Origin of the sequence: Photorhabdus aegyptia (genome assembly GCF_000612035.1) — a bacterium.
GTDB classification, from domain to species: Bacteria; Pseudomonadota; Gammaproteobacteria; order Enterobacterales; family Enterobacteriaceae; genus Photorhabdus; species Photorhabdus akhurstii.
Window position 1 is genome coordinate 14798 of the sequence record NZ_JFGV01000063.1, and the last position, 15326, is coordinate 30123.

The following is a 15326-nucleotide window of genomic DNA, read 5'->3' on the forward strand; positions in this document are numbered from 1 at the left end:
ACCGACGAGCTTCAATTAACAAACAAAACAACGCTGGCTCATCATAACGATGAGCCAGTATCAGATACATTATTTGTCCAGTTGACTTATGCCAATGCGCTTATTTTCATCCAGCATTGATGCTTTAGCACGGATTTTAGCCTCAAGCTGATCAATCATATCAGTATTATCGAGGCGCTCTTTCTGCCGAACGCCATCTTCATAAAAACCACTTTTCGTTCTGGCGCCGGTGACGCCTAAAGTAGAAACCTCCGCCTCACCTGGCCCGTTAACCACACAGCCAATAATGGAAACATCCATCGGTGTGAGTAAATCCTCTAAGCGCTGCTCCAAGGCATTAACTGTGCCAATAACATCAAATTCCTGACGGGAACAGGTTGGACAAGCGATAAAGTTTATACCACGGGAACGAATACGTAATGCTTTCAGAATGTCGAAGCCCACTTTAACTTCTTCGACAGGATCAGCGGCCAGAGAAATACGTAAAGTATCACCGATACCTTCTGACAGGAGGATACCTAAGCCAATGGCTGATTTTACAGAGCCGGCACGTGCGCCACCCGCCTCGGTAATACCAAGGTGCAACGGCTGATTAATCTTCTGAGCTAACAGGCGATAAGCACCAACCGCCAGAAAAACATCCGACGCTTTTACACTGATTTTAAACTGATCAAAATTAAGTCTGTCGAGAATATCCACATGGCGCATAGCCGATTCCACCAGCGCTTCTGGGGTTGGCTCACCATATTTTTCCTGAATGTCCTTTTCCAATGATCCACCATTTACACCAATGCGGATTGGGATATTTTTATCACGGGCAGAAGCCACAACCTCACGGATACGCGCTTCATTACCGATATTGCCAGGATTAATACGCAGACAATCGACACCATACTCTGCAACTTTAAGCGCAATACGGTAATCAAAATGAATATCTGCAACCAAAGGAACACTCGCTTGCTGCTTAATCAACTTAAATGCTTCTGCGGCGTCCATCGTTGGTATTGATACGCGAACAATATCAACGCCAACACGCTCAAGCGATTTAATCTGTTTAACAGTCGCTTCCACATCCGTAGTACGTGTGTTTGTCATTGACTGCACCGCAATAGGCGCACCATCCCCGACTGGCACATTGCCTACATAAATACGCGTAGATTTGCGTCTTTTTATCGGCGATTCATTATGCATATTGGTGTTTCTCCCATACTTCCATGTGTTTACTGATAAAACTACAACCATGCCCTACTGCAACAGGCATTTTATTGTGCTGTTGGTACTTTAAAACGCGCGATACGACCTGCTTTAGCAAAGCGGCTTAAATCGACAACTTGCCCCCGGAACTGTACATCCACTACAGCCGGAGCGCCGATAGTTAAATTATAGGGCAACGAGCCAGAAAGACTCAGGTGGTCGCCCTTATGTTTAGTTCCACTAAACAGCGTTTTTCCATTTGCATCCACAACTTGCAACCAACAGGATGCTTTAAAATTCATCACCAATTTATTACTGTCAACCACTGCCGTTGAATTATTTTCAGGCACATTAGGTATTTGCGTGGCCCCTTGATTAGCTGGCAACGGCGCAGTCTGAGTTTGTGGCCCGTTACCTGCTAGTTGAGTTTCAGGTGTTTTCACCACTTGGTTTTGAGTTGATGGCACAGATTGAGTCACTTCCTCACTATTATGACTATGAGTATTCGGACTATGAATATTCGCTGCCGCTGCATTTTCGGCCGCAGACACTGACGACTCACTTGTTGCCTGTTCGCTGGCCGGCAACTGTGTCGCCGACTTGTGACTTTCATTCACTTTAGCTTTTTTCTGAGCAATCTGAGCCGCCGAATGATCAGCCATCGAAATCAATTCCTTCTGTTGAGCTATGTGGTTTTGCCACCACCACGCTCCCGTCAAACTAATTACGATTAAAATAATCAACCACGTAATCCACATCAACCAACTTTCGCGTTTTTTACGTTTTTTACCCAATGAAAAACTCTGCATTGGTGAAACTTTCGCTGTTTTTGCCGGAGTATGCTTATCCAGAATTGCCAAAATTTCTGCTTCTGGAATCTGTACCAACTTAGCATAAGAGCGAACATAACCACGCAGGAAAGTCGGCACCATAGTGGTTGGAATATTGTCCTCTTCAATATCACGGATAGTAGAAAGTTTTAAACACAAGCGATCAGCTACAGTCTGCTGGGTTAGCCCGTGCTGTTCACGAGCCTGACGCAGGAGCTGACCTGCGGTTAAATAAGCTTGTTCTGGAGTCGTTTCAGTATTCATTAGCAAGAAGACGCGGTACTGTTCAGGTTGTGAAAAACTTCGCGCCGGCTCCTGCTATAATCTTTAAATTACACAATAGCCTGCGCGGCGAAATAGATTTGCTATTTTACTAGCGGCAAATCACTGATAACAAACACGCCTGTTAGCATGGCTCTCAGTAAACAGAGTTTTAACTTCTTCATACTGCCCCTGCTCACAGAGAAAAACGCTGTAATGATACAATACCGTATCATTTCCTGGCGCGTACTGCATCGCCATTTTGTAACGTTGGCGGGCAGCTTTCGGCTGACCAGAATATTGCTCATACAACGCCATACCTAATTGAGCCTGATAATGGTCTGGCTTTGCCAGTAAAACCTTATCAAAGTGATATCTGGCGGCGGGCAAATTACCTTTAGCCAGATAAGCCATTCCCAGTTGAATCCGGGTTTCTGTTGCGACTTTTCGCTGTTGATCGCCGTTTGTTGGTTGATTGGAACATCCTGCCAACAACATAGCAACCACCATCATTCCCGATAACGATTTCCTTATCATTCCATCCCCACCGACCAAAGATACGCAATTGCAACTATCATTTTACTTATGCATTTTACTTATGCATTTTACTTATGCATTTCACTTATGCATTTCAGTGACTGCATGAAGCGACATACCCACATTCCCATTCAGACTGTTCTTATTTGAATAGGTTCACCTGCCTGACGTTTTTTCAATGTACGTTTGGTACGATCAATTACATCACCGGCAAGCTGACCACATGCGGCATCGATATCATCACCGCGAGTCTTGCGGACAATAGTGGTGAAACCATATTCCATCAACACCTTGGCAAAGCGATCAATCCGGCTGTTGGAACTACGACCATATGGCGCTCCCGGAAACGGGTTCCACGGAATTAAATTGATCTTACTCGGTGTCTCTTTCAAACATTCAGCTAATTGATGCGCCTGTTCCACGCTGTCATTAATATGATCCAGCATGACATATTCCACCGTCACACGCCCCTGATTCGCATTGGATTTAGTCAAATAGCGGCGCACACCGGCAAGGAACTGTTCGATATTATATTTACGATTGATAGGAACGATATCATCCCGCACATCATCTGTCGGCGCATGTAGGGAAATCGCCAAAGCAACATCGATCATATCGCCAAGTTTATCCAGTGCCGGCACCACACCGGAGGTGGATAATGTCACGCGGCGTTTTGACAGACCAAAACCAAAATCATCCATCATGATTTCCATCGCAGGCACCACATTATTCAGGTTAAGCAAAGGCTCTCCCATGCCCATCATCACCACATTGGTGATCGGACGGCGACCACTGGATTTCAATGAACCAATAATTTTTGCCGCTCGCCAAACCTGACCAATAATTTCAGAAACCCGTAAATTACGGTTAAACCCTTGCTGAGCGGTAGAACAGAATTTACATTCCAGTGCACAACCTACCTGAGAAGAGACACACAAAGTCGCTCGATCATCTTCCGGGATATAAACCGTTTCAACTTGCTGATCGCCAACAGTGATCGCCCACTTAATCGTACCATCGGCAGAACGTTGCTCTTCTGCGACTTCCGGCGCACGGATCTCTGCAACCTGTTGCAATTTTGCTCGCAGAATTTTATTAATATCTGTCATCTGCTCAAAATCGTCATAACAGTAGTGATACATCCACTTCATCACCTGATCAGCTCGGAAGGGTTTTTCTCCCATATCAATGAAAAACTGACGCATTTGCTTACGATTCAGATCAAGCAGGTTAATTTTACCGCCTTTCTTTTCTGGAGTTTCAGACACGACAGGAGCAGCAAATTGTGCCGCGGTATTTGGTTGGGACATTTTTGTATATTGCCTCGTTGTGACACTTTCGGCTCTGCGTTGATGAACTCAACGCGAAGTTTCAATTCGGATATCACTATCAGTTTAGCATAGTGACAAATAACAAACGCCCCGTTGAATTAACAACGGGGCGCCGCATTGTACAAACTTTAATGCAATGATGCTACGGTTAACGGCAAATCAATTAACGCGGGCAAATTTCATCTTCTGTGAAGAAATAGGCAATTTCACGGTTTGCAGACTCAACCGCATCGGAACCGTGAACCGCGTTTTCAGTAAAGCTGTCCGCATAATCAGCACGCAAAGTACCTGCTAATGCATTATCAGGATTAGTTGCTCCCATCAGGTCACGATGACGCTGTACTGCATTCTCGCCTTCCAACACCTGAACCATAATTGGGCCAGAAGTCATAAATTCCACCAGACCATCAAAGAAAGGACGGCCTTTGTGCTCCGCATAGAAGCCCTCAGCCTGTTCACGGGTCAGGTGAAGCATTTTGGCGGCAATAATTTTAAACCCGGCGCTTTCAAAACGAGCATAAATCGCCCCGATGGCATTTTTCTTCACAGCGTTAGGCTTAATAATAGAAAAAGTACGTTCAACCGTCATGGATAACCTCTTGGCTCTTCGTTCAGCAACTGATAATTTTAATTTTTCATTCCCGATAAATTAATCGGTTAATACTCATTCCGCAACCTTAGCGGAGGTAAAAGCGGCGTTGATTATAGGGGCACGAATAGCAGTTGCCTACAGAAAACATAACATTCCATTAAATTTTCCTTAGCGAAAATTACCATTTTTTCGTACAAATCACACTTTTACCTGAATCGTTTACTTCAAAGTAAAATTGACAGAATCAATTTGCCCGCCCAAATCCAAAACACTAAGCTGATATTTACCCGGTTGAGTCAAGGTCTGAACAAATCCCTGATTCTTTTCTGTGATCATTACCTGCTCTCCATTTAGAAACCACCATTGCTGCCCACCACTACCGCCTTGAGTTGTCATACGTAAATCAAGGCTGTTAAAACCGGGGAGCCGTTTCAATACATCTCCATTATGAATACCCACGATCAACAAGGGCGCTTCATCTAATTTCAACGGTGGACATTCGGGATTAATCGGCGGCAGACGCTGCGCCCGACGCTCTTGTGCTGGTAACCATGATTCAAGGGTAATCGGCCATAAAGCGATATTTTTAGGCTGAGCATCGGGACAATCGGGGGCAACACACAAACCGTTTTTATCCAACCATACCTGTTCATTAATACCCGAAATGGCCTCTTGCCCTACCGCAGGCAACGTAGGCGGAATGGTATTATTCAATATCCAGCTCAGACGACGCTGACGGCAATTATTATCTCCTTTCGGCAAACTCTTCCCTCCCGGCCAACAGATAACGGCCTGACTAACCGTTGCTGGACGAGGATCAACGGGGGTTCGTTTAGCCCCATTTCGCATATTGGCGAGTAACAGGTTATTGATCTGATTCATGATGGGAATCGCCGTAGCGTAGCCGAACTGCCCGACAACCGGCGTACCGTCCGGCCTGCCGACCCAAACACCGATGGTATAACGCGCGTTTAAACCGACAGCCCAAGCATCACGGTAGCCATAGCTGGTACCGGTTTTCCAGGCTAGCGGCACCTGTGCCGGTAACACATCATCAGGTTGCGGCAGAGCCTCTCCAGCCATAATCCGTCTCACTATCCATGCCGCGCCGGGTGAAAAAAGCCGCCGATCACGCAATTTCTGCTGAGGAGTGAATCTCAAAGGGGCAACCTTCCCTTGACGGGCAAACGCCGCATAAGCCGCCACCAGTTGATCCATCCGAACTGCCGTGCCACCAAGAATCAATGATAAATTGGGTTCACTGCCGGGCGGAAAACGCAATACCGTTCCCACATTACGCATATTGGCGGTAAACCGCTTAGCGCCATAGGCTTCAAGCAGTTGCACGGCGGGTAAATTCAATGAACGAATCAACGCCTCACTGGCACTGACCGGCCCATGAAAGCCACTGTCAAAATTTCCCGGGCGATAATAATCAAAGCGGCGAGGCACATCCTGTAACAGTGATTCCCCATGAATTAACCCATCATCCAGCGCCATTGCATACAGAAATGGTTTCAAGGTTGATCCCGGCGAACGCCATGAACTTATCATATCGACATGACCAAAACGGCTATCATCCCGCAGATCCAACGAACCGATATAAGCTTTCACCGCCATGTCTGTATGATCAACCACTAACACGCCAATCGACGTTTTTTCCGGTAACTGGTACTTCCAATTCACCGCCATATCTTCAAGCTGGCGCTGTAATCCCACATCAAGGGTTGTTTTAATGATCTCCTGACGAGAGCCTTTCGCCATTCGTCTGGCAAGAAGCGGGGCAAGCTGTGGCGCCTGACGAGGAGCCAGCCACAACGTCTCTTGGCGAATATCAGCAACCTTCTCTTCCGGCCAGATTTTATACCGCGCCAACCGTTGCAACACCTTATCACGAGCAACCTGTGCCCGTTCAGGATAGCGATCTGGCCTTAAACGACTGGGAGCCTGTGGCAAAACAGCCAATAAAGCCGCCTCTCCCGCAGAGAGTTCAGCAGGCGGTTTCGCTAAATACGCCCAACTGGCCGCACCGACGCCTTGTAACGTCCCTCCAAACGGCGCACGGTTCAGATACATCTCAAGAATTTCATTTTTAGAATAGTGCCATTCAAGCTGCAAAGTACGCCAGATCTGTTTCAGCTTGCCGCCGAAAGTACGTGAATGGGGATCAATCAACCGGGCGACCTGCATTGACAGAGTACTGCCGCCGGATAAAATTTTACCTGCCCGAATATCCTGCCAGGCAGCCCTCGCCAGAGCAATCGGGTTAATACCCGGGTGTCTATAGAACCAGCGATCTTCATAAGTCAGCAATGCCTGAATATATTCCGGTGATACTTGATCCAACGTCACCGGATAACGCCAAACGCCTTCATCATCGGCAAAACGCCAAAGTGGCGTACCATCCTCACTCACGACAATACGCGCCATTTTGATTTCACGCAGTGGCAGAGGCCAAATTTTATCCGCCAACCATAAACCCGCCGGGATCAGAAACAACAACAGCACGATCAGCCATATAAGGCGATGCGTTTTCTTCATCAATGGATACCTAGTGAAAAATCAGCCCCTACGCCAAAGCGTAAGGGCGGATAGACTTTAGCGAACAACTTCCAGTTTTTCTGGTGTAGAACCGACCGCACGCCAGTAAGGCACATACATAGATTCAACCTGTGGCGCAGGAATGGTGTAAACACCCGGAGTAACAGCACGAGCCAAATAGAGCAACGTCACTGGCTGAGAAGGATCAACCGCGACTGCCGCCACATATCGATCATCACGATATTCCATATGGCGAATCGTCGCCTGCTGCATATCGCCAATCAATTCTTGCAGATTAGCGGCACTCTCATTCAACTTAGCACTACTGTTAGCCAAATTTTGGTTCTCCAGTTCCAAACCGGCAGGCAATAAATCAACTACCAAAGCATCCAATACGGGTTTATCTGAACTAACCACCAATTTCACAACCACCATTTCACCGCTTTTTAGACGGTCAATAGCAACTGGATTACCCTTCATATCCAGATAGCTACGCTCAATTTTCAGCACATTAGCGTAAGGTTTAGGAGAGCGCAGTGGGTAAGCCACCACATTCACTCGCGAATAGAGCGTGCTGTCACCAAGATTACTGATACTCATACCTTGCAGAATATCCTGTGGATACAGCATCTCACTATAGGGTTTATTTCTACTTATTGGTGAATTCCACTGACTAAACAGAGCTTTCCACGGTTGCGCCGATGTATCAATAAAGAAACGTCCCGCCAGATAGAGTGAATTACTCTCCTGAGTTGAAAAATAATTGCGGGATGTCAATTCATCAGACAACGCCAGCAATTTCTCATCACGCTCTTTTATCTGCATATTATTTTCAGTCAACAGAGCAACAATCATTGCGTTGTCGCGGATGGCACTACCGTAATCACCTAAATCTAAATCATCATTACGGTTTTTGCTGATCCCCAAATGAACCGCTTCATCTGCTCGGGTATTATCCCCCATCAGTTTCAGTGCAATGCCCAATTGTACCAGTGACAAGCCATTGCCAGCTTGCTGACGGCGTTCATAAACTTGTCTCAAAGCACCCAATGGCGCTTTCTGTTGATTAGCAAGCACCAGACCGGCATAAGCCTGAACCGAGAATCGCATTGCCTCCTGATTCTGGCTGTAGGGATAGTTAATAACACTCTTATCCTGTAAATAACGTAACAGACGATTATTGGCAGAAGTCAACACCTCTTTAGGTACGCTGTAACCGCGTTGACTTGCACGGAATAGAAAATCGGTAGCATAGGCCGTTAACCAATACTCCTCATCACCGGTTTTATCCCATAAAGCAAAGCTACCGTCATGGCGCTGCATACTCAGTAGATGAATAATTCCCTCATCAATACTTGCCCGGCGTTTATCATCATTTTCCGTCATAATGCCCAAGCTATTCAGCTCTGCTTTGTTCGAATAGAGTGACGGGTAAAGCCCGCTGATTGTCTGCTCAAGGCAGCCATACGGATAAGCGTACAATTCACGAATATAACGTGAAATCTGTAACGGCGGACGGCTGCTCAGTAACAACTGCCCCTCGGCTCCTACTGGTGATAAACCCGACAAGGCATCCGACGGCATCTGCCACTCCTCTCCCGGATGAATAACATTAGCGAACAGAACAGTTTCCGCTGGCTGTGCCGGACGCACGCCAATCTTCCAACTATTTTGGTACGGTTTCACATTTTCACCCGGCAAATTCAGACCATTAATCGTCAGGGAAACCTCTCCTTGACCAGAACCGTACTGCGCTGTGACCGGGATCTCCACGGTGGTGCGTTTGCCTTTTTCCAAAACTATCTCTTTGCTAACATCCCCCTCTAGCCTAATCAGGTCATCAGCAGCAAAGTTTAAGGTCAAGTTTTGCGTCTGTTCAGTTAAATTAGTCAAATCTAACGACAATAATGCGCTATCACCACCGGCCATAAAACGAGGTAATGCCATCTGTGCAACCACCGGCGCAGCAACGACAACTTTACTTTCACCGCGGCCGAACTCATCTTCACTCCATGCTTGAGCCATCAGCCTCAATTCACCGTTGAAATCAGGGATTGGCAAAACGATCTGCCCTTCGCCGTTTTCATCCAATGTCACCGGCTGTGCCTGTTCAGCGATAATCTTAACTTCGGTTAATGGTTTCCTACCACCACGCTCAAGGGCGCTATCATCACCATCACCGCCAAAACGCAGATTCGCCAGACGGCCTTCACCTTCAATCAACTGACCATAGACATCATATTGATCGACGCTGTAACGCTTACGACCAAAGAAAGCCTCATAGGGGTCCGGGGTTTTAAAATTCGTGACATTCAACACCCCTGTATCGACAGCAGAAAGCAGCACATTAACCTGCTTAGGTAATTTCCGCCCTTGCTGTGGCGTCGCTTTGACTTTAACGGTCAAATTCTGATTCGGACGCATTTTTTCCGGTGCGGATAGCGTTAAATCCAGTTTACGATTTTCATCAGCCAACGGCAGGTGCAACACGCCAATGGCCCGTTTCGGCGTCGCCTGACGAGATTTATCATCTGGACGCACCACCACCGCGGTTAAATAAAGGTCATGACGACGCCACTCTTTATTCACCGGCACTTCCACATCCAAACCTTGCTCTGGCACATCAATTTTTTGCCACCAAAGCGGCCCTTCGCTGGATTCCACCAACAGATAACCTTTACCGGCCTGTGGTGCGACCATATGCAATTTTATTTTCTCGCCTACCTGATAAGCAGGTTTATCCAGAGACAATTTCACCTGATCAGGACGAACAGCCCCTGTGCCACCGGTATTGTCCTGCCATGAGTAACCAGCCCAGAAATTAACGCTGGTCACTAATTGATTTTCTGGATTAACCACTTCAATACGGTACGAACCCCAATCAACCGGAAAACTGACCTTTGCGGTACCATCTTGAGCAATCTGGATATGTTCATCCGCCATCACCAAATCTTTCTGGTCATAGCCCGATTGCCAACCTTCACCATCCGACCAACGCCAATAGTAATCACGGCGTTCATAAACCAGACGGGCGGTTAAATCTTTAGCAGCATATTTTTTTCCATCGGCATCGGCATACACCACCGCAAATTGCGCCAGTGAATTTTCATCCACATTGTAACGGCTTTGATAACGACCTACGCGATAGTCATAAATCTCTTTCTGATTAAACAGCGGACGGACACCCACCAGCTTTTCTGTCGGCCAAACGGCCTGTTCAACCCGCCGAGTTACCGGGCGACCACCCGATTCAAGCAAACTTGCCTGTACAATGACGTTTACCGGCGAAGAGACCGAACTCCAGTTGTCGGCACTGACATTAATTACGGCTTTACCATCATTCCCTAAAACCAGATCAAACTCATCCAATGTGCGACTAAGATTGTCCTCTGTAACCGTACCAAACTCATAGCCAGGCAATTTTGCTACCGCATCACGAGCTGGACGCAGGAATAATTGCCCTTGCAGACGATTATATGCAGCAGGCGCACCATATAGATAACGGCCGTTAATCACGAAATCCACATCATGATCTTTCATCACCGGGGGAGACTCACTGCTAATTTCCAGCGCCATACGCTCCGGCAGAAAATCTTCGACATTAAACTTGTAATAACGAGGTTTGTTATCACCCAAATCAAAACGTAGCGACCAGAGGCCGGTAGCCGCTGAGGGAGGGATCACATAACGATATTGATACAATCCATTTTCAGGTTGCCAGACAAAACTATGGACTACCTGACCATCGGTTTTCAGTACATCCACTTTAACCGGCTGACTTTTCACTGCGCGGCCATCGCCATCACGCAACAGGCCATTGACAATCAACGTTTCACCCGGACGATAAAGATCACGAGGCCCAAAAACAAAAAACTGTTTGCTGTACCCTTGTAAGCCAGAAATATCGAACTCAGACAGATCCAGCGCCGGTGATACCAAATCAATCATACTCGTCTGATGGTCACGAGTAGCGAGCAATAGTTTCGCTTTCGCATTTTTCTCCAGACTGACGTGTCCATCATCGTCCGTCGTTGCCTTTGACAATAATTGCCCTTTCTCATCCAACAAACGTATTTCCACCCCTTTCAGGCTGCTACCTTGCGCCAAAGATTGGGTAAACACATCCATCCTATCCAGATAGCTGTGCATAGAAACACCAATATCACTTAAGGTAAACATTGTTGCTGGATTAGTGTCAGTGTATTTACCTGCTTGTTGCATCACCGCCAGATAAACGCCATCTTTCTGTAACTCTTTGATATTACTTAATGGCAACAGTAATTTTTCGCGGGTATTCAGTGTTGGATTCAGATCGAAACGGCCGGTATAAACCAGTTCCGCGCCCTTGAGCATCTCTTCAGATTCCCAAGAACTCATATTGTTGCGATATTGCCACTGTGCAATAAAAGCGGGCAATGCTGTCTCTTTGATCCTGAAAAAATTAACATCAATACGATTTACATTCAGGGCTAATACCGGCAAACCTTCAGCGACTTTACTGGGTAACAAGGAGCCTTTGCTGGCAAAACCGACGGACGGAGAAATCGTCGCGGTTGTCAGCGTTTTCTCATAAACCGTTTCGAGTTGACGATCATTGATACCTTTAACACCTTTATCTACGGTCAATTGCAACTCACGGGAGGGCGGCAAATGGCGCAAACGAAGCTCCATCATGTTATCTGATAGTTCCCAGGCACCATCAAGTTTGCCCTCTTTAACATCGACCAAACGGACATTCTGAGCAAAATCCTGATTTGGATCTAAAGGAACAGAAAATGTCACCACCATTGCACTAGCGCCATCAAGCTGAACTTCGGAAGCATCCAGAATCTTCACTGGTTTACCGGCATAACGTTTTGCTAATTCAGCCAGTGATGCTGCATCTTTCTGTCTTACGGATTTTGGTGGAATACTTGATTGCTGAGGTGTTTTTTCGCTTTGAACTTCTGTGGACTGTGGCTGAGCCACGTGCTTATTATCAGATTGGTCACAACCAGAAAGCATCAGCAAAGAAGCCAAAATCACCGCCAAATAACGTTTGTTTTTTCCTGGTCGTTGCCAGAATTGACCTTGATTCATAACCATAACCCCTGTCTTAACTCCAACCAACTGATGGCAGGATTTAATGAATAACTTTATATACCCGTTATCTTTCAAGTTTCCTCTTTATTGGCGACACTCACCCCGATCACATAGTTCGCTATGCTCCCGGGGGATTCACTCCCTTGCCGTCGCGATGCATCTTGAAATCCATAGGGTATATACCGCCTATTTATATTAGGCAACGTACAGACATTAAGTTCATATAATAGCCTGTTATTTTAACGAATTAAACATCACGGAGACGATAAATAAATCTAAATTTATCGATTCAATTTTCCATTAAGAACTCTATGTATCTAGTAAAAAAAAATTTTCGTCATTTCCCTCAGCGACCGAAGATAGCCCTTTACTGCACCACCTACCCGATAATTCACAAGAAATAAAAAATATAAAATCGACCATTAAAACAAAGTTGAATAAACAGAAAATTATCATTGTCGTACTGGTTATAAATATCAATACCGGATTAAATATACTCGGCTTCAATATACCACTGTTTAATAAATTAATTATCTCAAGCAACAAAAGCAACAAATAACTTTAATAAATATATATTTAACATTTTATTTAATGCATTATCAACCATTTATTAAGACTAATCATTATCTCAATAGGATATTTATAACAAATAAAAAGCCATGTAAATAAAACACATTTAACTTCTGATGCAGAAATTACCATTAATCTGTAATCTGTAATCTGTAATCTGTAATCTGTAAATAGGTTGCCACTTTTTTATCAAAAGTGGCAATAATGACTTGCGTGAAACACCGATTATACAAATTATTTTCTATAAAATATGAATAAAATCCTCTATGATGAAAAAATATAATAAAAAATGCGAATAAATTCAGCAATAAAAATATTAACCTATCGTTATTATAATCCCAATTATTTAAAACAGAAAAAAATACTAACCCCAACGCTGTCGCAAATGGGGTAATAACCTGATGAACATCCATTTTCTCAATAAATTTCATTATGTTACTCTACTAATAATACCTGCCCTGTTTTCAACTGTTTGACATTTGGCAACCAAAGTCTTCCCCAGCTACCCGTACAATGACATCCATAAACTTCTTTTATATTTTCTTTTATGAAAAATTCTCTGATCTTCAATAACTCTGTCGGTAACGCTCTCCTTAAATGCAATCCTCCTATTACTGCGAATACTTTGTCCACACCGGTAATCATTTTAGCGTGGTTAATGATTTCACAAATACCAGAATGACCACAGCCAATGATAATCACCAGTCCATTATCACTTTTCCAAATTAATGCACTATCATCCAATATATAATCATTAGCCCAACAGCTCTTTCTAATTAATCCATAGGATTTACGATGACTGTTTGCTATTTCTCCTGAAAAAATAAATCGCTCACTTATTTTCATATGCGATTTCGTCAAACGAAATAAAACTCTCTTCTTAACTCTTTTATTAATTTTACCCGATATTTTTTTGAATTTTAAGACACTCTTTTTATTGAACATCACACCATAATATTTCTCGCTTAATGCATCAGGGTGACATATTAATTTAGCATTATGAGGAAAATAGTTAACACCACCTATATGGTCAGAATGCCCATGAGAGATAACAATTTTGGATATATCATCAATAGATATTCCCATCCTATTTGCATTCTCAATATAGCTACCATCTGGACCGGTATCAAAAATTATCTTCTCTTCACCATCCTCAAGTAAAAGACTCAGACCAGGCTTAGCTATCAAATATGAATCAGATGTTTTATTTTCCAAGAGTACAGTTATTTTTAATGACATAGCATATCCATTAGTTTTGTTGAAGTAATTAATCTATTAAACGATACGGGTAACAATAGCATTGACGTACATCAATAAAATAATGAAAAGCCATTATATCGTCACATTTTTATAAGCAGATCACAAATTACCCCTCCTCTGCTAACTGTTAATTTTTCAACATAAAATGATTATCTCTCTATCATATTTATTGTCTTGCAATATTAACACACAAATATTATACCTTGCTGTACAACACATTTTTAAAAGTAGAGATAAACATATTATTAAAAAATAAAATTCAACGATAGATTATTCAAGTAATTTAATCAAATTTACTATACTAATACCTAGCTCAGTTGACAATGCTTAATTTTAAATATCACTATCAAGCCAGTAATTGACTTACATGACCGCTCTCACTTTATCTATATTACAAATAAATATAATATATTTATCAGATATAATTTGACTTTACATTACATAAAAATATTTAAATAGAACAATTAATAATTTCCGCCATATATAAACATAACCTATCCACTTATATCAAACCATTATTAACACCTTTATTAATACGATAACAAAAATATATTATTTTTATATAAAAATAGAATTAATATATTTAAAAATAATTGGTATATTCACATAAGAAGTGAAACATCGTTACTCTGGAAGTCAACATATCCGTAGTCCTTTAAATAATTCATTAGGTGTTTTACCTCCCCGAGTTTTTCGGGGGCGATTACTTTAATCGGTTTACCACAAACTTCGAGACTTCATTAAAATCGGTTCCCTTTGGAAAGTATTGCCTGATCAACCCATTGATATTTTGATTGATCCCCTTTCCCAAGGTGAGCAATGACGACAACAAATCATGCTATTTATCCCATATAATTATGGAGGATTTAGGTTAAGTGCTCTTCTGGCAGAGCGAGCGGCAGATAAGAAGCAAGATTGGCATGGATAACCCTAACCCCTCATATAACCATAAAAGACAATATCTCATCACCAATTTACTACAATCATCACATTTCATTTTGTTTCATGCCGAAACAAATCATCATAAATGTGATGTAAATCACATTATTAAAATAAAACAATAAAATTAATTTGAAATTATTAATGCTGGTTATTAAATGATTAATATTAATCTATTTTTTATACAAT

Annotated in this window: 9 protein-coding genes and 1 pseudogene; all 10 read right to left on the reverse strand. The window is 43.5% G+C overall.

Annotated elements, in window-relative coordinates; all coding sequences use genetic code 11:
- Positions 1 to 69: 69 nt before the first annotated feature.
- The gene (gene ispG / locus BA1DRAFT_RS17065) at positions 70 to 1191 is read right to left on the reverse strand and encodes a flavodoxin-dependent (E)-4-hydroxy-3-methylbut-2-enyl-diphosphate synthase (RefSeq protein WP_036781623.1); all 1122 of its coding nucleotides are present in this window, start codon (positions 1189 to 1191) and stop codon (positions 70 to 72) included.
- Positions 1192 to 1262: 71 nt separating this feature from the next.
- Positions 1263 to 2288, reverse strand: coding sequence for a cytoskeleton protein RodZ (gene rodZ, locus BA1DRAFT_RS17070; protein ID WP_036781625.1), 1026 nt, complete (start codon positions 2286 to 2288; stop codon positions 1263 to 1265).
- Positions 2289 to 2408: 120 nt separating this feature from the next.
- Positions 2409 to 2822: a tetratricopeptide repeat protein gene (locus BA1DRAFT_RS17075; protein ID WP_036781627.1), complete on the reverse strand. Its 414-nt coding sequence runs from the start codon at positions 2820 to 2822 to the stop codon at positions 2409 to 2411.
- A 131-nt stretch (positions 2823 to 2953) separates the two neighbouring features.
- Positions 2954 to 4132, reverse strand: coding sequence for a dual-specificity RNA methyltransferase RlmN (gene rlmN, locus BA1DRAFT_RS17080; RefSeq protein WP_036781629.1), 1179 nt, complete (start codon positions 4130 to 4132; stop codon positions 2954 to 2956).
- A 184-nt stretch (positions 4133 to 4316) separates the two neighbouring features.
- Positions 4317 to 4742 (reverse strand): nucleoside-diphosphate kinase, encoded by a 426-nt coding sequence (gene ndk, locus BA1DRAFT_RS17085; RefSeq protein WP_036781631.1) that lies wholly within the window; start codon positions 4740 to 4742, stop codon positions 4317 to 4319.
- A 222-nt stretch (positions 4743 to 4964) separates the two neighbouring features.
- Entirely contained in the window at positions 4965 to 7286 is a 2322-nt protein-coding gene (gene pbpC / locus BA1DRAFT_RS17090) for a peptidoglycan glycosyltransferase PbpC (RefSeq protein WP_036781633.1), read from the reverse strand.
- A 57-nt stretch (positions 7287 to 7343) separates the two neighbouring features.
- Entirely contained in the window at positions 7344 to 12365 is a 5022-nt protein-coding gene (locus tag BA1DRAFT_RS17095) for an alpha-2-macroglobulin family protein (protein ID WP_036781636.1), read from the reverse strand.
- Between the two features lie 704 nt (positions 12366 to 13069).
- Positions 13070 to 13369, reverse strand: a complete 300-nt coding sequence (locus BA1DRAFT_RS17100) for a hypothetical protein (protein ID WP_036781639.1) — start codon at positions 13367 to 13369, stop codon at positions 13070 to 13072.
- Positions 13370 to 13373: 4 nt separating this feature from the next.
- Positions 13374 to 14177, reverse strand: a complete 804-nt coding sequence (locus BA1DRAFT_RS17105; RefSeq protein WP_036781641.1) for an MBL fold metallo-hydrolase — start codon at positions 14175 to 14177, stop codon at positions 13374 to 13376.
- Between the two features lie 657 nt (positions 14178 to 14834).
- Positions 14835 to 15014, reverse strand: a pseudogene (locus BA1DRAFT_RS22705) (transposase); the annotation flags it as partial.
- Positions 15015 to 15326 lie beyond the last annotated feature (312 nt).

What these genes read in the sequence shown, in the direction of transcription:
- BA1DRAFT_RS17100 (WP_036781639.1), bottom strand. Translation starts at nt 13,369, where the DNA reads ATGAAATTTATTGAGAAAATGGATGTTCATCAGGTTATTACCCCATTT.
- BA1DRAFT_RS17095 (WP_036781636.1), bottom strand. Translation starts at nt 12,365, where the DNA reads ATGAATCAAGGTCAATTCTGGCAACGACCAGGAAAAAACAAACGTTAT.
- BA1DRAFT_RS17105 (WP_036781641.1), bottom strand. Translation starts at nt 14,177, where the DNA reads ATGTCATTAAAAATAACTGTACTCTTGGAAAATAAAACATCTGATTCA.
- rodZ (WP_036781625.1), bottom strand. Translation starts at nt 2,288, where the DNA reads ATGAATACTGAAACGACTCCAGAACAAGCTTATTTAACCGCAGGTCAG.
- rlmN (WP_036781629.1), bottom strand. Translation starts at nt 4,132, where the DNA reads ATGTCCCAACCAAATACCGCGGCACAATTTGCTGCTCCTGTCGTGTCT.
- BA1DRAFT_RS17075 (WP_036781627.1), bottom strand. Translation starts at nt 2,822, where the DNA reads ATGATAAGGAAATCGTTATCGGGAATGATGGTGGTTGCTATGTTGTTG.
- ndk (WP_036781631.1), bottom strand. Translation starts at nt 4,742, where the DNA reads ATGACGGTTGAACGTACTTTTTCTATTATTAAGCCTAACGCTGTGAAG.
- ispG (WP_036781623.1), bottom strand. Translation starts at nt 1,191, where the DNA reads ATGCATAATGAATCGCCGATAAAAAGACGCAAATCTACGCGTATTTAT.
- pbpC (WP_036781633.1), bottom strand. Translation starts at nt 7,286, where the DNA reads ATGAAGAAAACGCATCGCCTTATATGGCTGATCGTGCTGTTGTTGTTT.